The sequence below is a fragment of the Paenibacillus sp. CAU 1782 genome, from assembly GCF_054551715.1.
This window is the reverse complement of record NZ_JBTOLL010000005.1, coordinates 57126-80138: the sequence shown is the minus strand read 5'-3', so window position 1 is coordinate 80138 and position 23013 is coordinate 57126. Positions and strand designations below refer to the sequence as shown.

Below are 23013 nucleotides of genomic sequence, written 5' to 3'. Positions count from 1 at the left end.
AGACCGGTGGCATTGAGCAAGCAGCGTGCCGGGAGATTCTTAAACTTGATACGCCGTGTTAGTCAACAAAGAGCAAGCATGGCAACGAAAGCGGGTGCAGGATATGAGCGTTGGCATTTCTTTTCGCAACATCGTCAAAAAATACGGAGAGACAACGGTGATTCCCGAGCTGTCGCTGGATATCCGCGAGGGTGAATTCTTCACCCTCCTGGGTCCATCCGGCTGCGGGAAAACGACGCTGCTGCGTATGGTGGCAGGTTTCAACAGCATAGAAGGCGGAGAGTTGGCCTTTAATGATTCCGTCATGAACAAGGTGCCGCCGGGCAAACGGAACATCGGAATGGTTTTTCAGAATTATGCTATCTTTCCCCATCTGAGCGTCGCCGAAAACGTGGCGTTTGGACTGCAAACCCGCAAGGTGCCTAAAGCGGAAGCGCAGAAGCGGGTTCATGATATTTTGGACACCGTACAAATTCAAACGTATCGCGACCGGATGCCCAAAAATCTGTCCGGCGGACAACAGCAGCGGGTTGCGCTGGCAAGAGCCATTGTCATCAATCCCGATGTCCTGCTGATGGACGAGCCGTTGTCCAATCTGGATGCGCAGCTTCGCGTAGATATGAGGAATGCCATCAAATCCATTCAGCGCGAGGTTGGCATAACAACCGTTTACGTCACACACGACCAGGAGGAAGCGATGGCGGTTTCCGACCGGATTGCGGTCATGAAATCGGGGGTTATTCAGCAAATCGGAACTCCGCGCGAGATCTATCGCCATCCCGCTAATTTGTTTGTCGCCACCTTTATAGGCAGAACTAATATATTGGAGGCAACAGCGGAGATCGGCGGAGACGGACATGTATCCCTGGCGGTTGGCAGCGGCTACAACCTGCCTGCAACATGGTTGGATGGGGTCTTGAAGGGTCAAACAGGCAAAGAAGTGAAGCTGTCGGTGCGGCCGGAGCATTTTGAACTCAGCGAAGACGGGGTTGGGCTGCCGGCAAAGGTTATTCATCATGTTTTTCTGGGACTTAACACGCATCTAATCGTCCAACTGGATAATGGTGGGCAGGTTGAGGTGATTCAGCCGTCCCAAGAGAGCGCGCCTATCGAGATCGGTCAGCATGTCCGGCTTCGTATCGTTGCCTCCGGCATCAATGTATATGACGCAACCGGAGAACGGAACCTCGGCAGGGAGGCGCGGCCATGATGCTGCGGGGCAAGCGCTGGGACGTATGGAGTCTGATTACGGTCATCATCTTTATTGCTTATATGCTCTTCTTGGCCTTGCCGCTGTTTATGTTGTTGATTAAAAGCTTTTTCGACGGAAATACCGGAGAATTTTCTCTGGCTTATTTCCAGAAGTTTTTTAGCAAAGCTTATTATATGAATGCCGTTTGGAACAGTATAAAGGTAACGGTAAGCGTTACCCTGCTATCCATCATCGTTGCGGGTCCGCTTGCCTACATTATGACGATCGCCAAAATCAAAGGGAGCGGCACGGTCCGTATTCTTATTCTGATTTCGTCGATGTCTGCTCCGTTTATCGGAGCATATGCATGGATTTTGCTTTTGGGAAGAAGCGGAGTCATTACGACATTCATTTATGATACGCTTGGCTTCAAAATGCCCGATATCTATGGGTTTTCCGGTATTCTATTAGTGCTGACTCTGCAATTGTCCCCGCTGATTTTTATGTATGTATCGGGGGCTCTCAAAAATGTGGACAATTCGCTTATGGAAGCCGCGGAGAGCATGAATTGCACAGGGCTTAAGAAAATGTGGAAAATTCTCGTTCCCTTAATTACGCCTACGCTTCTGGCAGGCGGCTTGCTGGTCTTTATGCGCGCATTTGCCGACTTCGGAACCCCGATGCTGATCGGTGAGGGCTTCCGAACGGTACCGGTATTGATCTTCAACGAGTTTATTAGCGAGGTAGGCGGAGACGACGGGTTTGCGGCGGCGATCAGCGTCATTGTTGTTTTGTTTGCAACGGCGGTGTTTCTATTGCAGAAGTTTGTGGCAAACCGAAAATCCTACAGTATGAGCGCGTTGAATCCAATCGAACCGAAACAGTTGAAAGGAATCGCGAATATCGCGGCACATGCCTACGTCTATCTGTTCACCTTGCTGGCTATGATGCCGCAGGCATACGTTGCGTACACATCCTTTTTGAAAACCTCAGGCAAAATATTCGTGGATGGCTACTCGCTGGACAGCTACCGCGCTGCCTTCACGAAGGTGGGAGATTCCATTTACAACACCTTTTTGATGGCGGGGATCACGATTGCGATCATTACGTTTGCGGCCGTGCTGATTGCTTATGTGACGGTCAAACGCAAAGGGGCCGCAGCCAATGTGCTGGACACCTTTACGATGCTGCCGTATATCGTTCCCGGCTCCATTCTCGGGATTGCGCTTTTAGTCACCTTCAACAAACAGCCGTTTGTGTTAAGCGGGACAATCGTTATTCTCATTATCGCTTTTGTAATCCGGCGTTTGCCCTATACGATTCGGTCAAGCGCTGCCGTGCTGCATCAGGTCAATGACAGTATCGAGGAGGCTGCGATCAGTCTGGGCGCCTCCCCTATGAGGACCTTTTTCAAAATAACGGTGCCGATGATGATTTCGGGCGTTTTTGCAGGAGCCATCATCAGCTGGATCAGCATTATTACGGAGCTTAGCACCTCCATCATTCTTTATACGGGCAATACCCGGACGATGACGGTGGCGGTATACACCGAGGTCGTTCGAGGCAACTACGGGGTAGCGGCAGCTCTCTCTACGCTGCTTACCGCAATTACGGTAATATCGCTGCTTCTGTTCTTCAAGCTTTCCGGCAAAAAAGAGGTTACCATGTAGCCTTGCAGCCATATTCCCGCCATTCCTACATGTCTGGCAACAAGCAGGACCGGTCCCGCCTACGCGGGCTCCGGTTTTTTGCGGCTTTATGTAGCTTGTCCGTTCAACTATGCCTACGCTGGAAAAACCTCCAGCCACACCCGCAGATGGAGGAATGATGGCCGATGTCAAAGCTCAGCTTCAAGGATTCTCTTCGCCGCATGTTTTTGCTGCACACATTTGCGCCGATCCTGATCCTCTTTATTCTGTTCTTTGTATTTACGATTTTGAACAACCGTTATTTGTTAATCAGCCAGACGCAAGAAGCGGGCAGGATGATCAAAGCTTCGTTGGAGGAAGTGTACGGAGCTTATTATAAAGAGATGAATGTGGTGGCGGCATCCGATGAAGTCCGGGAATTTGCGGAGTCGCGCCGCAACGGGCCAGCCGTATTCGAACGCTTCTATGATTTCAACAACCGGCAGAAGGTCAAAAGCATCATGCATATTGTAAGCGCAGAGGGAGACATGCTGGCATCGTCGGCCAATTACAGCTCCTATTCAACGGACGCGGCGCTTCAGTCGCTTGCTTCGCGCATGAGGCGTCAGGGACTTTCGGAGCTGGCGGAAACCAATCATATCCGGTTTTCTCACGACCGGTATACGGCATACACCTTCGCCCATGAAATAACGGGCGGGGGCGGCTACCTGATCTACCAATTGTATGAGGAGGATTTTCAGAAGCTCATTTTTGTGCAAAATAATGAAATTGCTTTTGTGACGGATCGCTACCGTACGGTTATCGCCACTACCAATAATGTGGTGCGCGGCTTAATGAACAAATACAGTCTCAGCAGGGACTCCGGCGGTTATGTCTGGATCGGGGACTGGAAATATTACAGCAACGAAACGGCGGTGCCAACTCCGGAATGGCGCATTTATACGTTAAGCGCGGTACGCTGGAATCATGCCGCATATTTATCTCTTGGCGTCTTTTTTGCGCTGGCGAGCCTGCTGCTTTGGCTGCTAATTCAATATACCGCCCGGTTGTTCTCAAATCGCCAGACCCGAGCCGTCGACAAGCTGCTGTATGCGGTTCGCGAGCTTCAATCGGGCAATATGCAGTCATATGTCTTTATTGGCTCAGGCTCCGGAGACGAGTTTGAGACGTTGGCCAACCAGTTCAATATTATGCTTCGGAGACTCAATGAGCTGATGGACAAAAACGAGCAGCTTTCAGATTTGCGCCGGGTGATCGAAGTCAAACATCTTCAGTCGCAATTTCATCCCCACTTTATTTTTAATGTGCTGGAGACGCTTCGTTATGCCATTGTGGTGGACAACAAGCTGGCGCAGGATATTGTGCTGACTCTCTCGCGGCATCTGCGCTACAGTATCAGCAATGACGGCGGTCTGGTTGTGCTTGGCGAGGACTTGAGCTATATAGCGGGGTATATGAAGCTGCAGCAGATGCGCTTTAAGGATAGACTCAATTACTTCGAGGAAGTGACGGAGGACGCCAAAAAGGCATTGGTTCCCCGGCTGATGCTGCAGGCTGTCATTGAAAACAGCATTAAATACGGCTACAGGCAGCGCGAGGTTGTTGATATAACTGTGACGGGATGGATTCAGGAAAAGGATATGATCATTCAGGTTAAGGATAATGGGGGCGGCATGAGTCCGGAACGACTGCTGGAGGTGAGAAGAATCATGACCTCGCAGGACAACCAGGCGGAGCATATCGGACTCCATAATCTGCACCGGAGGTTAGGTCTTCTTTACGGGGAAAGCTATGGTATTGAAATAGAGAGCTTGCTTGGCGAGGGGACGGTCATTACCTTTGCCGTTCCGTATCGGAGGGAGGAAGAGGATGTATAAGGTTCTGCTCGTAGAGGATGAAGAAATGATCCGCAAGGGTCTTCGCTATACCTTTGACTGGCTGGAGGCCGGATGCGTCGTTGTAGGGGAGGCGAGCAACGGGCTGGAGGGCTGTCAGGGAATCAAGGAGCTGCAGCCGGACATTGTAATCGTGGATGTCAATATGCCGCTGCTGGACGGGATCTCCATGATTGAGGCGAGCTTGGGCGAGGCGGCTTGCAGCTATATTATTTTGTCGGGCTATGATGAGTTTCGACTGGCAAAAGAGGCTATACGCCTTGGCGTAACGGAATATCTGTTGAAACCGCTGGAACAGGATCAGCTGCTGGCTGCCTTGGAGCGGGCAAAGAGCCAGGTTGAGATGCGGAGAAGGTATGCGCGGATGCATGCGGCCGAGGAGGAGCAGGGCGAGAGTTTGGCGTCGGTGCTGCGCATGCCCGGCAAGTCGTCGCGGCATGTGGGGGCAATGATTCGTTACGTACAGAATCGTTACAGTGAAAAAATCGGCATCCAGGACGTGGTCACAGAGCTTGGGGTCAGCGCCTCTTATCTCAACGCCGTGTTTAAGCGGGAAACTTCGTACACCTTTAATGACTTTCTGAACCGTTACCGCATTCAATGCGCGATGGATTTGCTGAACGACGGGGAAGCCAAGGTATATGAAATTGCGGCAAAGGTGGGATTTAAGGATTACAAATATTTTATTGCCATCTTCAAAAAATACGCCAATCTGACGCCGAGCCAATACCAAGAGCATTACGGCGGGAGTAAAGGGATATAGGGCGGGGCCGAAGAGCTTATGGCGGAGCGCGAAATAATCTTGTTAAAAAGCCGACAATATGCTGGTTTACAGCATATGCCGGCTTTTTTGGCATCGTCATGTGACGTGTGCTTGTCATGTCATGCGTACTTTGGTCAAATACAGGGGTTGCTTGTGCGGACTAGCCTCTTTTTGGAAGTGACAGTCCTATGTCGATGTGGTGCTCCGCGCCGTCATCGCTAAGGGAAATATAGCTGTCCGGTCCCGCTTGCAAGGAGGCGCTCTCTGCTCCGTCACGCCGGAAGGAGAGGGAATACACCGTTTTCCCAAAACGATAGGTGGCCTTGAAGCCCGGCCACTCGTCGGGAATGCAAGGATTTACGTAAAGCCGGTCTCCTCGGCGCTGCAAGCCCAGAATCCACTCAATGCCGCTTTGGTACATCCAGCCGGAAGCGCCGGTGTACCAGGTCCAGCCCGCATGGCCGTGGTGGGGGTCCGCCGTATAGACATCCGCCGCCATGACGTAAGGCTCGCCGACGTATTTGCGCACTTCCTGGTCGGTCCGCGTATGGTTGACGGGATTCAGCATGCGGAACAGCTCGAAGGCCTTGTCGCCCCGGCCAAGCTTGCTCCAGGCGATGATGCTCCAGATGACCCCGTGCGTATACTGCGCTCCATTCTCGCGAATGCCGGGCGGATAGCCCTGAATGTAACCGGGACTTGGCTCCGTCCGGTCGAAAGGAGGCGTCAGCAGCCGGATGAGCGAAAGCTCCCGGTCAACCAGCTCCCGATCAAAGGATTGCATGGCCTGCAAGGCGCGGTCCCTTGGAGCCGCCCCCGATATGACCGACCAGGACTGGGCAATGGCATCGATGCGGCATTCCTCGTTATAGACGGAGCCCAGCCAGGTGCCGGTGTCGGTAAAGGCTCTTCGATACCAATTGCCGTCCCAGGCATGCTCCTGCAGAGATGCAGAGAGATTCTGGCGAGCCTGCTCATAACGAACAGAAAGCCCGTTGTCGCCCCTATTGCGGCACAGCTCGGAGAACCGGTCCATTACTTCATACAGAAACCACCCCAGCCATACGCTTTCGCCTCGTCCAGCCGCTCCGGCAAGATTCATGCCGTCATTCCAGTCGCCAACGCCGATTAGCGGCAAGCCATGTTCGCCCATGCGGCTGAGCGCCATCTCAATCGCACGTCGGCAATGCTCGAACAACGTGGCTTCCTGTTTGGAAACGACCGTTTCCTCATACCGTTCATGTTCTCCTTCCCGCAAGGGAGGACTGGTCAGAAACGGTACGATTTCGTCCAGAATGGCGTCATCTCCGGTTTGCTCGATATATCGCGATGCGGAATAGGGCAGCCATAACAGATCGTCCGAAAACAAGGTGCGGATGCCGCGCTCCGTTTCCTGATGCCACCAATGCTGCACGTCGCCCTCTTCGTATTGATGAGCGGCATTGAGCAGAATTTGCCGCCTCGTCAGCTCCGGTCTGCTGTGCAGAAGCGCCAGCGAATCCTGCAGCTGGTCGCGGAAGCCGTAGGCTCCGCCCGCTTGATAGAAAGCGGAACGCGCCCACATCCGGCACGCCAATGACTGGTACAGCAGCCAGCCTCCCAGCAAAATATTGCTTTCAGCAGACGGCGTTTCAATGGTGATTTGTTCCAGAGTTTCTTGCCAGTAAGCATCGGTTTCCTTCCTCGCTTCCCTGCAAACGGAGGCGCTGCTGTACGTTTGGGCCAACTGGACAGCCTTTTCGTCCGATTCGGCGCAGCCCAGCAAAATCCTGACATCGACTTCTTCTCCGGGCTCAAGCGTCAATTTCCGCTGAATGACGCCGCAGCTGGCGTGGCAGGCGCCGGACCTTTTTTCGAGCCGCGGCTGGCTTAGCGCCGCTGGTTGCTCAACGCTGCCGTTTCGCCCGATAAATTCACTCTGGTCGCCCGTCCAGGATAGATCGTCGCCGCTTCGAATCGCGGAAGGGGTGTTTTCAGTCCTTTCGCCGTTGGACGCTTCCCGGTAAATGCCGAGAAAAGGCGTTGCCTCGCGGAACGTCTCCTGATAGTGATTGCGCGCCGTCAGAAGGCCCGCTTCCTCATGCCAATGCGTAGAGATAAAAGACGCATTGCCTTGACGCTTAACCCCGATGACCCATTCCGCATAGTAGGTAACAGATAGCTGTCGGACCTCCGGAGAGGTATTGAGCAGACGCAGCGTCATTATTTTGACAGGGTCCTTCAGCGGCACAAATGTCGTTAAGGTATGGGCAACGCCGTTCCGCTCATGCCGGAAAACGGAGTATCCTTGCCCGTGGGTCACCCGGTACGGGTAGGGATTGCGTCCAGGGCCGGGCGTAATGGTCCAGTATTCGCCCGTATCCTCGTCGCGAAGGTAACCAAGCTCGCCTGGGGGGTCGAGGACAGGGTCATTGCTCCATGGCGTGAGCTTGCATTCGCGGCTGTTGCGCCAGAACGTATAGCCCGTTCCAAGCTCGGAAATCAGTGTTCCGAAGGTCGGATTGGCAAGTACGTTGATCCATGGAGCGGGCAAGTGGCGGTCGCTCTCGATGAGCATTGTATATTCCTTCCCATTCCGCGAAAACCCGCCCCAGCCGTTATAGAATTGAACCTCGCCAGGCTCAAGCATAAGCTGGCTGCGGAATTGTGCCGCAGCTTCGGCCAGCGAGCCTGCCGTTCCGGTGGCAGCGGCGACGGAACCGCTTAAGCTTGTTGCAGCGCCTGCTGCTGAAGTCTCGGCGAGCGAGTCAGCCGTCCGGGCAGCAGAGGCGCCCGAGCTGCTTGAGCTTGTTGCAGCGCCTGCTGCTGAAGTCTCGGCGAGCGAGTCAGCCGTTCCGGTGGCAGCGGCGACGGAACCGCTTAAGCTTGTTGCAGCGCCTGCTGCTGAAGTCTCGGCGAGCGAGTCAGCCGTCCGGGCAGCAGAGGCGCCGCCCGAGCTGCTTGAGCTTGCCGCAGCAGTAGCGGTCACTTCAAGCCGCGAGATTGCAGCCGCTGCGGAAGAATCGGGAGCAGCCGCCAAACGATCCGCTGCCGTCCCTCCGACAGTTCTGGCAGCGGCTGCGCTGACTGCTTCCGCTTCAGCGGAATCCGCCGCCTGTCTGGAGCCTTGGAGCGGCTTGCCCGCGTCTTGGCTTTGCCTGCGCGGCGTGCGAAGCTGCCCGGCCAGGCTGGGCCCGCCCGCTCGCAGCATAAGGCGGGAGACCGCCTTGAGCAGCGTCACGTCCTCGGCGCTCATGGTGTCGGCGGGAAGCACATGAATGCCTGCGGCACCCGCGCCAAACCGGTCGACGCCATGCTCGACGGCGCGGAGCAAAGCCTCCTGCAGATGGCGGTGGTAGCCGCTCTCCGACAGGTTAAGGATGGCGAGATCGAAGGACAAGCCGAGACGGCGCAAATATTCATGACCGGTCAGCAGCTTGATAATAAACGGCAAGTGGCTGCGGTTGTCGATGGTTACTCCCACAACAGGCCTGTCGCCCGAGATGCCGAACGACCACAGACCGGACTGGCCTTTGACGTTGTGGATAATGGCTCCTTTGCGCCATTTGCCAAGCGGCGGCGTATAGAGCACTTGCGCGGCGAGACGCTGGAAGGCGTAAGCATCGCCAAGCTCCAGCCCGAGGCTGCGCAGCTCGATCCGGCTGCGCGTCCATGCCAGCTGGAAGGTGCGCTCCGCGGACGGCCCCTTGGCCAAGCGAGCCGAGCCCTCCACTGCGTCCTCGCGGGATGACGCCACGGAGGTGACCGCGTACAGCGACGCTTTTTCGCCGGGCGACAGCTGTATCCGGCGGCGCATGACAAAAGCGGGATCGGCGACGGAGCCCGTTTTGCCCTTTAGCCGCGAGGCGATGCATTGCGGCGAATTCAGCCGAAACCCGCGTCCGATAAAGGCCGCGCGGTCTGTCTCGAATTCCGCATTGCCGAGCGTTTGGCCCTCCGCGGTCAGCAGATGGGCGGCCCATAGCTCGCGTTCGTCGGCTTCACGCTTGCGCCTGCTGGCGACAAGGCAGCCGCTGCGCTCGTCATAGGCGGTTCGGATAAATAGCTTGCTGAACGCGGGATGCGCGTCGTCGGCTATCGGGTTCGACATAGCCAGCTCGATAAACGTCGTTACTTCCAGCACTTTGGTTTCGGAGCCCCGATTAGTCAAGGTAATTCGTCTCAGCTCGGCATTGCATTCCGGGGAGACGCAAACATCCATGACGCTCTCCACATCGTTGCAAACCTGCAGGAAGGAAGCCTTGTCCGGTTCAAACGTAACCTTTTGTCCCTGGGACTCCGTTCGGCATGGCTGGTAGGAGGGCGACCAGAGCTTGCCGGAGGATGGCTCATGGATATAGACGTAGCTTCCCCAAGGATCCGTTGTCGGCTCTTCGCGCCAACGCGAAAGCGACATGCCCTCCCAACTGCTGAAGCCGCTCCCGCTTGCCGTAACGACCGTGCTGAATACCCCGTTGGACAATACAGCCGTCTCCGGTATTTCGGTATGAGGAGACGAAAATTCGCGCGCCGGCTCTTCTTGAAGCTTCTGCCCCTCACGGCTCGGAAGTGAGCGATGCATCGCAGGATGCCGAATCATTCGGGAACGGCGCGGCACTCGCTCCTGAAGCAGAAGCTCGGCGGAGCGCACCTCCTTGTTGCGGTGGAACCGCTCGATCATGGTATGGGGCAGGAGCAGATTTGCCAACGTCAGCAGGCTCATGCCTTGATGATGGGCCATAAAGCTGCGGACTACGGAGTGGCTGCGGCCATCCCGCAATCTTCGCGGAGTAAAGTCGATGGCTTCATAGAAGCCGTATTGCCCCCTCGCTCCAAGCCCCTCCATGCCCTTCAAAGCCGCCAATCCTTCCCGAGGGGCAAAAGGCAGCGCCATAATCGTCGCATACGGCGCCAGCACCAGATCCTGATCCAGTCCGCGCTTGAAGCCCAGACCCGGAACGCCAAAGGCCTGATATTGATAGTTCATGGCGTGGTCAAATGCCGAATAGCCGGATTCCGATATGCCAAACGGCACATTGCGCTCCGCGGCATATTGAATTTGCCGGGAGACGACAGCCCGGTAGGTGCTGTCCCAGATGCTTCGACGGTAGGTTTTCATCAGCAGCCAAGGCATCAGGTATTCAAACATGGTCCCCGACCAGGAGAGCAGAACGGGCTGTCCGGCCGCTTTGGTCAATGTCCTGCCCAGCGCATTCCAGTGGGCCACCGAAACCTGGCCCAGCGCGATCGCTACAAAGCTGGCTTGTCTGGCTTCCGACGCCAGCAGATCGTATAACACGTCGTCCCGTGTCCGGCGTTCGACATGATACCCCAGCGCAAACAGGTTAGTGGACGTATCGTACAGCGGACGGAAGTCGGTGGCGCGGATCAAAGCCTCGATCCGCTCCGCCAGTGAACTTCCCCGCGCCATGAGAGCGGCTTTTTCCCGGGCGCCGCCGTTATGCTTCGTTCCATTGCCAAGGCCCAGCTCTGCCGCAAAAGCAACCTCGAATTTGCCGCTTTTCCATCGCGAACGAGTCTCCTCGCCGCGCGTGAGGTCGCCTTCCGCTCTTCCCCGCCAATCCGCGCGCAGCCATTCCAACAGCCCTTCTCTAACGGCCATCAGCGAAGCGACAAAATTGCCGGAATCCACAGTGGAGACATAGACCGGATTCAGAGGCGCCAGACTTTGCGTGTCGTACCAGTTGTAGAGATGGCCTTCCCATTTTTCCATACGCTCGATCGTGGTTACCGTACGCTCAAGCCGTTCTACTAATCCTTCCGTGTCGATAAAGCCAAAATCCCTCGCGGCCAGCGCACAGGCCGCATACATGCCGATATTGGTGGGCGACGTTCGGTGCGCGACGCCTTTGTCGGGCTCAATCTGCACATTGTCCGGCGGGAGCCAGTTGTCTCCGGCGGTCACGTAATCCTCGTAAAAGCTCCAGATATCTCGGGACAGCTTGTGCAAAGCTTCCTTTTCCTGCCCCTCAAATGCGGGTTCTGATAGCTTTGGAGCTTTGTCCAGCCACAGGATGGCAAAGGGAGCGGCGCACCAGAGCAAGGCGAGCGTTAGCCCCAGAGCTCTGGCATAAGGATCGTTAGCCGATAATGCGCTCCACGCCATAAGAACGCTCAGAGCGTAACCTCCCGTCATGCCCCCCATCGGGGGTATGCCCTTTCCGGTGCTGGCCCGTTCCACTTCCGCTTGGCTGGTCCATTCAAGCAGGCGTTGCTTGGAAACCGTGAGACGGTACAGTGTACGCAGAATGGCGTCAAGCGCCATCGCGCTTTGGTAAGGAAGCGTTGTTAACGTCAAAACAGCATGGGCTAACGTGCGAAGCAAGCCTGTAGGATTCAGCCAAGTATGGCGGTTCAGCAGCCCGCGAATAAAGGGCAGCAGCGTTGTCAGCAGCACCACCGCGGTCCAGCGCAGGGTATGGCCAGGCAGCAGCGGAGCGGCGAGCAGCAGCGCGAGCAGGACAGGCGGCAGCAGGCTGCGGCGCAGATTGTCGGCAATATGCCATCGCGTCAGATGCGACAGATGGGTGGCTGCTTTTTCTCCCTTGCCGTTGCGGGCAACGCGGCTTAGCCAGGGCAGAAGCTGCCAATCTCCCCGAATCCACCGGTGCAGCCTTTTTTGATGAGCCAGAAAGGTAGGGGGATGATCGTCGATCAGCTCAATATCCGACAACAAGCCGGCCCGCAGGAATCCGCCTTCCAGCAAATCGTGGCTGAGTACCCGGTTTTCGGGAAAACGCCGGTCCAGCATATGCCGGAATACGGCCAGGTCAAAAATGCCTTTGCCCGTAAAGATTCCTTGCCCCATGGCATCCTGATAAGGATCGGATACCGAAAAGGCATAGGGATCAAGTCCGGCCTCATGGGCGTAGAGAGAGGATAGCCGGGAGCGCTGCGCGCTTTCGTAAGTCATGCCGATACGGGGCTGAAGCACGCCGTAGCCATCCACGACACGGGTGCCGCTTTTGTTCAGACGCGGTCGGTTATAGGGCAGATGGATCGCGCCGATCATGCGCTGCGCGCTTTCCAGCGGCAGCCGGGTATCCGCATCCAGTGTAATAATGTAGACAATGTCGCGTAGAGCGGAGCCGTTCCCGGTCGTCGTGTCAAAGCTGGTTTCTGCTTCGCCCTCCAGCAGTCTTGCGAACTCCTCCAGCTTGCCGCGCTTACGCTCCCAGCCCATCCAGACCCGCTCTGCATCATTCCATTGCCTGCGGCGGTGAAACAGATGGAACACGTCGGCATGCTCGCGATTCAGCCGATCGATTTCAGACTGCGCCAGCTTCAGAATTTCGCCGTCTTCGGTTGTTGTCTCCTGCGGGGCATCCCGAAAGTCGCTGAGTACGGCAAACCGGATATGCGGATCCCGATTGCCGAGATAATGCTGCTCCAGACGATCCATCGTAGCCAATACATGATCGGGCCGGCTCCAGATAACGGGAATGACCACCATGGTTGCCGCCTCGGCCGGAACGCCTTTGGAAAAATCATAACGCAGGAGTCGAATCGGCTTAGCAAGCCATTCGATCAGCCAATGGGTGGCGGCTACGCCCCACTCGCTTGCCGGGATCAGGAGCAGCAGGGCTGACGCCCATAGCAGCGGAGTGCCGGAATCGGCTGTTCCGATAAATAGAGCAAAGCACACCATGGCAGCCGCCGTGGCGATAAAAAGAAGCTGCATATAGAGAGCGCCGGCCCGTCCTCTCAGGCGAGCCTCCGGCAGCCTGCGGGCTTTGCCGCATTGCTTTAGCGCCGCCCTAAGCGCGGTCATGCCGCGAGGGTCCAGCAGATAATAAGCCGCATAAGCGCTCCGTGGCGGCATAACGGAGCTGTTTTCATCCGCCTTGCTCTTCATGAAGGAATCATCGGCTAACTCAACGGCCTGGGAGGCAACCAGATTTTCCGGCACCCCCATGGCGGCAGCCAGCTTTTCGACGCGGCAACGCAAGGTATGCCGGCTGGCGCTGTCCAGCTTGGGATAATCGCTGGCGGCTTCTGTCCGCAGCGTGTGCTCTATCATACTGATTTCTTCAAAGAGTCCGCTCCATAGCCAACGGGAAAGCTTGCGCAAGCTGCCGATGGCATTGCCGATGCTGGCTTGATATTCCGCTTGCAGCCGATATTCATATGACAAAATGGAGTCCAGATCTTCGGTTGCGTTATCCAGCTTGCAAACCAGCCATTCGCCAACATGGGCGGAGTCCTCCGCGTGCTCGCGCAAATGCCGGACAAGGTGGACGATCATGGCGCCCGACAAGGGCAGCTCGATATTTGCTTCATCCAATGCGGCTTTGAAGCGTTCCGGCGAAAGCTCCGCTTCGGGAATGCCAGACAGCATCCGCTCAACCTGGCGCTCAATATCCCTCCGCTCCTTAAGCGGCTTGATCAGCATCGTTAATCGGCCTATAATCTCCATCTTCAGAAAAAGCGGGAGGAGCCACGTTTCTGCCGACGTTAATACGGCAATTTCCTGATAATAGCGGACGTAGGAAGCGAAGGTTTCTTCGATCAGCTCCCCATCCGAATACTCCAGATAATCGCGGCAAATGGCGGAGATGCGGGGTTCTGCTCCATGGTTGACGGCAGGCAGCCCTCTGGTGTGGAATTGCTCCAGCTCAAGGCCGATTCCGGCCAGCTCCGATTCCACGAACTCGGCGTGATCAAGCAGCCATTCCTCTGCCGGCTGCTGGTACAAGCCGCGCTGCTCCTGAAGCTCGGCGATAAAACGCCGCAGCTCGCTTATATCGTTCACCATCATGCGCGCCAGCATGCCCGATGAGGTGCGCTTGTTTCGCGGCTCATGCTCCAGCGCCAGCTTATGGACATGATTTTGCATTTTTTCCTGATCTAAATCCATTCCTGAATCCCCCATGGATCATAATGTAAAAAACCACTACATTACCATTCCACGTTTTGGAGATTTTTATGAAAAAAGAATAAAGGAGGGAGAGCCCGAGACATGCCGCCCCTTGCAGAAAGCGGCATTCCCGGTCTTCTGTGACTCTTGTTCGCGGTCACTCCTGCTTGCTGTTTGGTTGGCGCAGTAGACGGAAAGACGGGCGGGATGTCTTACGGCAGGGGATTCATTCGCCGATGCAGCTCATCGAATTTGAGCTTGGAGATGTGGGCGTATTTGGAGGTTTGGGCAAAATGGGCGATGTAGGTTTGGTTTGCAGCCGTAACATGGGAAACCTTTTGAATATTAATGATATAAGAGCGATGGGACAGGAAAAAAGCATCCTCCGGCAGCAGCTTGAGCAGCTCGCTAATATTTTGGGAGGCGGTGTAGCTTTTGGAGACGGTCGTGATCTCGCATTTCCCGCTTATTTTTTCGACCATAATAATGTCATCGGGATTGATATAGTAATGATGATTGTTGTCCCGGATATATATCCTCTGATTAAGCTTGATGAGCGGGACCTCAGCCTGCAGTTTTCTTGCTTTATTAACCTTCGCCAGAGCGGCGAATAAACGCCACTTTTCCAGAGGCTTCAGAATATAATCGACGGCTGACAGGTCAAAGGCTTGTATAGCGTATTGCTCATAACCTGAAATGAAAACAAACAGCAGGTCCGACTTGATTTTCAGCGACCTGGCTATGACCTCCATCCCGCTCATGTTGGGCATCTGGATGTCGAGCAGCACCGCGTCGGGTTGTCTGGACAGGATGGAGTTTAGCAATTCCTCACCGTCCCTGCAACTGTCAAGGATACAAAAATCAGGATGCTGCCGCACATAAAACCCAAGTATGTCCAAAGAATCCTCGTCGTCATCTGCAATGATTACACGGGTTTTCAACATGTTGTCCAGCCTCTCGATTTTTAAAAGTGTCATTTATTATGCGGCTATGGAGCTAGGACAAGGCTCCTTCGGAGTTTTAGGACACGCTCTAGGATGTTGAGTTCTTCAGAGGAAGTGTAAACCAAAACATGCTGCCATCATTTTTTGAGCTTGTGACGCCAACGGTTCCATTCAGAAATGACGCGAACTGCTGCACGACAGCAAGTCCGATGCCGGACCCCGTACAGGTCTCTTTGTTATCCTTGATGCGATAGAAGGGTTTGAAAATATGATCCAGTTGGTCTTCCGGGATGCCGATCCCGGTATCTTTCACGGATACGGTTACAAAAAGACGATCAATCTCGTAAGAAATCGCGATTGAACCGTTGTTGCGATTATATTTGACGGCGTTGTCCAGCAAATTGAGAATAATCTGGTCAAGGGCGGATGAACTGCCCGCTATGATGATGCTTTGGGCGGAGCGGGTGTTATGGATAACAATGTTTTTTTGCCGGGCGATTGGCTTAATAAGCGCGATTGCGCTTCTTACGGATTGCAGCAGGTCGATTTCTTCTTGCTCCTGAATCTCGTTGTCCTGCAGAGCCGAATCGTACCGCGACATGCGGCTGAGCAAATCTTGCAGGTGGCGGCCCGCCTTCAAAATAGTAGAAACGCGCCGAAGCTGGGCCTCCGGCAGACGATGCTGCGTGTCGTCCATCATCATTTGCGCATAGCCGATTATGGAATTAAGAGGAGTTCTCAACTCATGGCTGATGAAGCTCCACGTCTGCTCTTGCTGGAACCAATTTTGCTGTGTCATTATCTATTCCTTAATGTATTGAAGTTGATAACTAAGATATTACCTAAAATCCGCCCTGATTTGCAAAGTAAAAAATGGAAAAATATGATAGATTGTATCGATATGAGAGGAGATTATGAAACTAGAGGGTTGAAATGATGATTATTATCGTTGAAAGGAACGGAATACTGCCTTCAAATGATGGGAACGCAATCCCGCCGTATCCATTTGCAATTCGACAAAAAATGCGCGCCATAGTAATCTTTATGGTGCAAAAGTCTTAAATCGTTAGTTCCTCAGATGCGTTGTTTGTGCAATAGATGATTGATCTTCTGGAAAAGCTCAAGCTGTGCCGCGGGCGGTATGCGGCCCGACATGACAGCAGAAAGCGGGGGCGGTTATGAAGGATGCGCGATTGCGCCAGGTTTCTTTTGTTGGGAAGAGGGTAAAAAAGCCAATCTATAATCGATATGACGTTATGCTGATTCCCGCTTTTTCGATTCTGAGCAGACGAGATATTGACCTGCTTTGCGGGCAAAGAGTCCAGCTATTGGCATGCGATGTCGAGGAAGCCAAGTTCCGCGCTTTGTTGGACGAGGCCGTACAGGAAATAAAAGAGGTGTTCGGAGAAGCCCGCCAGTGCGGAAAGCTTGGATTAACGGGTATTCGCGACAGGCTGGTACCGTTGATCGGGGAGTTGACCCATTGTGCAAATCTGGGGCAGGCGTTGGTTTATCTGGAACAAAATGATGACTATACGTTTCGTCATAGTGTAGGCGTAGCTCTGTTCAGCCGGCTGATCGGCCAAAGCCAAGGCATGACCGGCAAGGAATTGGATGAATTGACTATGGCGGCTTTTTTGCATGATATCGGCAAAGTGCGAATTCCCGGGAGTATTCTGAACAAAACCGGGGCATTAAGTCATGAGGAGTTTGCCTGCATCAAGCGTCATCCGGAATACGGCTACGAATTGGTGACAAGATGTCCGGATATTACGGAACGGCAGGCGCTTGCCGTGCTTCAGCATCATGAGCGGATGGACGGCAGCGGTTATCCCCATGGTTTAAAAGGCGGTGATATTCACCTCTTTGGCAAAATCGTAGCTATTGCGGATGTGTTTCATGCGATGATTTCGAAGCGTCCCTACAAAAGCGCGGTTCCCTTTTACCAGGTGCTTCAGGAAATGAATAGAGATGCTTACGGCAAGCTCGACCCCGAGTTATCCATTGCGTTTATGGATCGGTTGATGCAGACGCTGATCGGCAACCGGGTCAGCTTGTCCAATGGCGGGGAGGCCCGAATTATTTGCGTAAAACGGGAGGACCCTGTTCATCCTATTGTAGAGAGCGACGGCTTCTTTATGGACCTGGCCAAAAACCGGGATTTGAACATGGTGAGCATCCTTTGACCCTGTAAGGCAGCAGAAGCAGAGAGAAATGGAACGGTAAACTCCTGCTTCTGCGTATTGGATGACGCTAGGGTATGTTTGCAAACATGCCCTAGAAGCGGATTTCATACTCGCAGCAATCGTCTCCATTCACATTGCACTTTATTTCACGTACGGATACGCGTTTATTGTAGAGCTTGCTCAAAGCGCCTTCCATGATTGCGCCTTCCAGGTCGCATACCAAATTTCCGCTGATTTCCGGCAGTCCTTCGCAAAAGCAATCATGTACGGCGATATGCATTTTGTTTCCGTCGTTGCTTACGATTTCGGGATCGCCGATTTTTAGCTCACGGAACAAATCCAGCAGTTCCTCCGCCGAATTCACCGGCAAGCTTTCTCCGATTTTACGGCCCAACGTAAAGGTTGTTGCTCTGCCCTTCATTGGCAAACCCTGATACATCCCGATTAAACGAATTGCCCGATATAGCTCGATTGGTACAGAATTGCCCAGCTTGCTGCGCGATATCTTTTTCATATCTTCAAATGTAAAGCTTTCGGTCTCTACTTGTTTGGTTGTCATTCTGTCACCGCCTTAGGTAAGTTGTGATTGGATTGTCCCGTCTATGGGAACTTCATTATATACAAGCTGGAAAAGGCTGTTATGATTTGTATCACAATAAACGCAATGTGCCCAAGTTATGGTACACTTCCAATAAACGAACCGGAGTTTATGGATTTGACGCCAAACAAAGGAGGCCGCGAAACAAATGGACCAAAAGCTGAATGAGATTGTAGACCGACTAATGCAGCGGGAGGAAGCCCCTCGCTTGTCGCCGCTTCATGTATGGGATAGGGAGCTGGAGGCTGGAATACGAGAACTGGACTGGGGCGCAAGGGAAGAGGAGACCGTCATTAAAGCCCTGATGGCGGGGCTTTATCTGCTGAATGACAGCCTGGATGCTTCGCATTCCTATGCGCAGCAAATCGAATTTGATGCGACAGGAGGCTATTGGCACGGCCTGATGCATCGGATGGAACGGGATTTTGGCAACAGCAAATATTGGTTTATGCAGGCTGGACGCCATCCCGCCAAGGAAAAGGTGAAGAGCGCCGTAGCGCATTGGTTAAAGGAATACGGCGAATTTCAAGCCGGTATTCAAGGGGAAAGCATCACTCTTTTGCGTGAATACCGGGATGAGAGCGGATGGACGCCTTCTTCATTTGTGGATTTAATCACTCTGCAGCAAAAAAAGGGTGCTGATCCCTCCATCGTGTCCATTGTGGAGCAGCTGCAGCATCTTGAATTAAAGGAGCTTCTCCGGCATACGCTGAACGCCGCCGGGTTTGGCGTAAAAGATGAGTAACAAACATAAACATGAGTGATAAGAGAAAACGTGCAATTAAACGAAAAGGGCTGCCTATTCCCAAGGGAGGACAGCCTATTTGTCATGAATGGGGCAGGGCCCATTTTTATAAGTGCTTTAAGAGCGTTTTTCGAGCGATTGCTCCAGCATCGTGCGGATTTGTGGCTGGGCGGAAATCAGCCTGTTAAATGCCTCGCGTCTGATGGACAGGAGCACCGAAGGGGCAGCGGCCATAACCGTTGCCGTGCGCGGGATATTGCGAAGCAGAGCGATTTCCCCAAAGTGGTCGCCGTCCAACAGCGTGGCCAGACGAATCTTTTCGCCATCTCCGCTTTCCTTCAGAATGTCGAATTTGCCTCGAACGATCAGATAGAATTTGTCCCCCTGCTGGCCTTCCCGTACAACCGTATCGCCTTCGTTGAACGTTTCCGTTGCGAAGGAGCGGGCAATTTCCTCTAGCAGCCCCAGCTCAATTCCGGCGAAAAAGCCAAGCTCTGCCAGGCGGGCCGCGTCAACGGAAGCAGAACTTCCGTCAGGGGAAAGATGCAGGCCGTGCTGCTTGTCCCATAAACTTTTGTAGCGCCCGCCGAGAAGCATCAGCTCCTGATGGGTGCCGGATTCTTCGATCGTGCCGTTATGGAACACATGGATGCAATCGGCATGCTCTATCGAAGCCAAACGATGAGTCACGGAAACAAGGGTCTGTTTCCCTCTAAGTTGCAGGAGCAGAGCATTAATTTCCGCTTCGGTCACAGGATCAAGCGCAGCCGTAACTTCATCCAGAAGCAGCAATTTCGGTTTGCGCAGCAAAGCTCTGGCAATAGACAGCCGCTGTCTTTCGCCTCCCGACAACGTTCCTCCTTCATGATGGATTTCGGTATCATAGCCGTCCGGCCAGCTTACAATCGTCTCGTGGATTTGCGCTTTTTTTGCCGTTTCAACCATTTCTACATCCGAAATGGCGGAATCGGGCTCCGGCCCAAGATTATCCCGAATCGTCGTATTGAACAAGAAAGTTTCCTGCGTGACCAACGCGGCATAACTCCTCAAAGAAGATTCGGTGATCTCTTTGAGATCAAGCTGATCAAATTTAATGGAGCCTTGCCGCGGATCGTAGAAACGGGCAAGCAGCTGAAGAGCCGTGCTTTTGCCGGAGCCGCTTGTGCCTACAAACGCCGTATAGCTTCCGACGGGAATTTCCAGATTGACACGGCGCAACTGATCCGATTGCTCGGTGTAGCCGAAGGTTACGTCATTAAAAGATATCCGCGATATGGCGGCGGGTAGCTCCCTGGCATTTTCCGCTTCCGGAACGGATGGTTTTTGCTCCATGATTTCCGCAATTCGTTTGAAGCTGATATGAGATTCAATCAGGGCGGGCATCAGGTAGGTCAAGTTGGCGCCCGACTGCCCTACGCTCATAAAAAGAGTCAGAAAAGCGATGAACTCGCCGATACTCATCTGATCCTGAAAAATCAAATACCCTCCGAATCCGATCATCGTGCCGTTCAGCACGAGCAGCCCCGTCATTGGAAACCGCTCCATCAACGCGTTTGTCATATGCAGCCTGAAGCCCGTATTGAACAGCTCGAGGATTCGCTTGCGTCCCTGGAGCAATATTCGATTGCGCAGGTGCAGGCTTTTGATCGTCTTGTAGCCTTTAATCAGTTCGTCTACCGTGTTGGAAAAATGCGCTTGCGCTTCCTTATACGCCATATTTGCGGACTCGGCCCGTTTTTGCAACAACCGTGGTCCTGCAATCATCAAGACGGAGCCCGCCATAACAGCCAGCGTCAGCTTCCACTCCAGAAGAAACAGCATGGTCAAACCCATCACTACACTTAAAGTTTCCCTCAGAAAAAAAGGGCTTGTAACCCGTATAACCCCGTCAATGGACGACATGTCCGAAGAAAACCGCGTAATGAGATCTCCGATTTTATAGTTTTGAAAAAAAGGAAGAGACTGCTTTTGTAAATGGGAAAACAGCCCCAATCTTAGATCTCGCACCGATTTTCCGCCCAGCTTCCCCAGCGCATAGTCGCCCAGCACGTTTGCGAACACGCTGAACAATCCCCCGGCCAGCAGCAGCCCGAGGATGAGCAGAAACATCTCCACATTTTTGGGAGTAAAGGCTTCATCCACAAGAAATTTCAAACTATAAGGCGCTGCAATTCCGTAGGCAACCTCCAATAGAAGAGCGAGCAGGAATAACGAGCTAAGCGCTTTGTATTTCCAAAACTGGCTGGCAATGCTGCGAACGAGGCTCAGAGAGAACACTTCCTTCCAAATAATTTAAGAGTAACGCACATTGGTTTTGCTGTAAACGAAAGATTCATGCTGATAAACAAGTGAGTTAAGCGGGCCAGACAAAACGTTTATGCTGTTCATTTTGCACATGGCTTTGCAAATGAGTTGGTTGGATTGACCAGAAAATGGCTGCGCTATTTAAAAATGTGAACGAACAAGATAAGATGAAAGTAATATGTCACTAAAGCTGACGTGATGTGAAGATCATAACGTTAGGGGGCGGGAAAATGGAAGGTACGGAGCATGAAGGGTTAGCGGCGCTGGAGATAGCGGTGAAACGGGATTTGGACTATTTGGCCTACGGAGGCGCGGATTGGGTTGCCCCGCGAAGGTATGAGGATGAGCATGTCTATGAGGTTGTAATAGTAGGCGGCGGACAAAGCGGCTTGGGTTTGGCATTTGGGCTGATGCGGGAGCGGATTGCGAATGTTCTGGTCATTGACGAAAACGAGGCGGGGATGGAAGGGCCATGGGAGACTTACGCCCGGATGATCACGCTGCGTACTCCAAAGCAGCTCACGTCGATTGATCTAGGCATTCCTTCCCTAACCTTCCGGGCTTGGTTGGAAGCTTGCAAGGGAGTGGATGCTTGGGAACAGCTGGACAAAATACCGCGCAGCGACTGGATGAATTATTTGCGCTGGTACAGAAAGGTACTGAAGTTGCCTGTGACAAATGAAACCAGGCTGACGCTGGTTGAACCGCTTGGCGATGGCGTGCATCGTTTGCATCTGGAAGGTGCGGGTGCCCCCGCACGTACTATTTTGTCGCGGAAAGTCGTGTTGGCAACAGGTATTCAAGGCGGAGGCGAATGGCATGTGCCGTCTATGATCGCGGAGCATGTGCCCCGTCATCTGTATGCTCATACCTCTGAGCCTATCGACTTTGATGGGTTGCGAGGCAAGCGTATCGCCATATTGGGCGGAGGGGCTTCCGCTTTCGATAATGCGAATGTCGCACTGGCTTCAGGCGCATCGGAGGTTCATGTTTTCGTAAGACGGAAGGAGCTTCCGCGCATTAACCCTATCCGCCAAATGGAAGGCTCCGGCATGATTGAAAGGTTCCGGGCTTTAAACGACGCCGACAAATATGCGGTGATTGCCCATTTCTACAAATACAATCAACCGCCCACAAATGATACCTTCCAACGTGCCGCGTCTTGGCCGGGTTTCAGGCTGCACCTGGGCTCGCCATGGCTTCAGGCCCGACGGGCCGCAAGCGCGGGAGAGGAAGGGGAGCGGGTAGAGATTACAACGCCAAAAGGCGTAGATACGTTTGATTTTTTGATAATCAGCACGGGGCTTGTCTCGGATACTGCGCTTAGGTCTGAATTGCGGCTGGTTGACGGAGATATCGCAAGATGGCGCGATCGTTACAGCGCACCGCCCGAAATCGCCAATCCGCTTCTTGACGAGCATCCGTATTTAACGCCAGGCTTTGGATTTACCGGGCGAGATGAAGAGGGGCAAGCGCGCCTGCACGGCTTATTTGCCTTCAATTATTCCGTCATGGTCAGCTGCGGCTTGTCCGCATCGGCCATATCGGGATTGAAGTTTGCCATCCCGCGTCTGGCCTCCTCCATCGCCGACCAATTGTTCACCGATGACCGCCAGCCTATTTTGGATCGTTTCTACGACTATGCGGAAGAGGAGTTCCTGGAAAGTTGGGAGCCGCCGACGGAGACGGTTGAAATGGAGAGAAAGCAAGCGGCATTGGGGTGAGGTAGGAAAAGCGCCAGTTTAAGCTTTATTGGCAAAGAGAAGGCAAAGCCTGAGTAGGCTCTCCATTTCAATTGCTATCGTTTACACAAAGACTGCTTCAAGTTGTCACCAAAACAGGATTTACTGTTTTGGTGAGTGATTTGGAGCAGTGTTTTT

The 23013-nt window shown here is 53.6% G+C and carries 12 protein-coding genes; 7 read left to right on the top strand and 5 right to left on the bottom strand.

Features of this window, described 5'->3' with window-relative positions:
- Positions 1 to 103: 103 nt before the first annotated feature.
- From ACX93W_RS13940 to ACX93W_RS13925, 4 genes are all read left to right on the top strand, one after another.
- Positions 104 to 1210, top strand: a complete 1107-nt coding sequence (locus ACX93W_RS13940) for an ABC transporter ATP-binding protein (protein WP_459392989.1) — start codon at positions 104 to 106, stop codon at positions 1208 to 1210.
- Positions 1207 to 2862 carry an ABC transporter permease gene (locus ACX93W_RS13935; protein ID WP_459392988.1) on the top strand — a complete coding sequence of 552 codons (1656 nt, stop codon included), beginning with the start codon at positions 1207 to 1209 and terminating at the stop codon, positions 2860 to 2862. The genes ACX93W_RS13940 and ACX93W_RS13935 overlap by 4 nt, the downstream gene beginning before the upstream one ends.
- Positions 2863 to 3026: 164 nt before the next feature.
- Complete coding sequence (locus ACX93W_RS13930) at positions 3027 to 4718, top strand: sensor histidine kinase (RefSeq protein WP_459392987.1); 1692 nt, start codon at positions 3027 to 3029, stop codon at positions 4716 to 4718.
- Positions 4711 to 5499 (top strand): response regulator transcription factor, encoded by a 789-nt coding sequence (locus ACX93W_RS13925; protein ID WP_459392986.1) that lies wholly within the window; start codon positions 4711 to 4713, stop codon positions 5497 to 5499. The genes ACX93W_RS13930 and ACX93W_RS13925 overlap by 8 nt, the downstream gene beginning before the upstream one ends.
- A gap of 160 nt (positions 5500 to 5659) precedes the next feature.
- Here ACX93W_RS13925 and ACX93W_RS13920 read toward each other — a convergent pair whose 3' ends face one another.
- The 3 genes from ACX93W_RS13920 to ACX93W_RS13910 form a co-directional block, all read right to left on the bottom strand.
- Positions 5660 to 14356, bottom strand: coding sequence for a GH36-type glycosyl hydrolase domain-containing protein (locus tag ACX93W_RS13920; protein WP_459392985.1), 8697 nt, complete (start codon positions 14354 to 14356; stop codon positions 5660 to 5662).
- A 212-nt stretch (positions 14357 to 14568) separates the two neighbouring features.
- Positions 14569 to 15300 carry a LytR/AlgR family response regulator transcription factor gene (locus ACX93W_RS13915; protein ID WP_459392984.1) on the bottom strand — a complete coding sequence of 244 codons (732 nt, stop codon included), beginning with the start codon at positions 15298 to 15300 and terminating at the stop codon, positions 14569 to 14571.
- 88 nt (positions 15301 to 15388) lie between these two features.
- Positions 15389 to 16099, bottom strand: coding sequence for a sensor histidine kinase (locus ACX93W_RS13910; protein ID WP_459392983.1), 711 nt, complete (start codon positions 16097 to 16099; stop codon positions 15389 to 15391).
- 379 nt (positions 16100 to 16478) lie between these two features.
- On the opposite strand from ACX93W_RS13910, the gene ACX93W_RS13905 reads away from it, so the two are divergent.
- Entirely contained in the window at positions 16479 to 17486 is a 1008-nt protein-coding gene (locus ACX93W_RS13905) for an HD-GYP domain-containing protein (RefSeq protein ID WP_459392982.1), read from the top strand.
- A 91-nt stretch (positions 17487 to 17577) separates the two neighbouring features.
- On the opposite strand, the gene ACX93W_RS13900 is transcribed toward ACX93W_RS13905, so the two are convergent.
- Positions 17578 to 18045 carry a V4R domain-containing protein gene (locus tag ACX93W_RS13900; RefSeq protein WP_459392981.1) on the bottom strand — a complete coding sequence of 156 codons (468 nt, stop codon included), beginning with the start codon at positions 18043 to 18045 and terminating at the stop codon, positions 17578 to 17580.
- Positions 18046 to 18232: 187 nt separating this feature from the next.
- On the opposite strand from ACX93W_RS13900, the gene ACX93W_RS13895 reads away from it, so the two are divergent.
- A complete protein-coding gene (locus ACX93W_RS13895) occupies positions 18233 to 18829 on the top strand; it encodes a hypothetical protein (protein WP_459392980.1) in 597 nt (198 codons plus the stop codon).
- A 117-nt stretch (positions 18830 to 18946) separates the two neighbouring features.
- Here the strand turns inward: ACX93W_RS13895 and ACX93W_RS13890 are convergent, their stop codons facing one another.
- Positions 18947 to 21106: an ABC transporter transmembrane domain-containing protein gene (locus ACX93W_RS13890; protein WP_459392979.1), complete on the bottom strand. Its 2160-nt coding sequence runs from the start codon at positions 21104 to 21106 to the stop codon at positions 18947 to 18949.
- A 257-nt stretch (positions 21107 to 21363) separates the two neighbouring features.
- Between ACX93W_RS13890 and ACX93W_RS13885 the strand changes: the two genes are divergently transcribed.
- A complete protein-coding gene (locus tag ACX93W_RS13885) occupies positions 21364 to 22857 on the top strand; it encodes an FAD/NAD(P)-binding protein (protein WP_459392978.1) in 1494 nt (497 codons plus the stop codon).
- Positions 22858 to 23013: the final 156 nt, after the last annotated feature.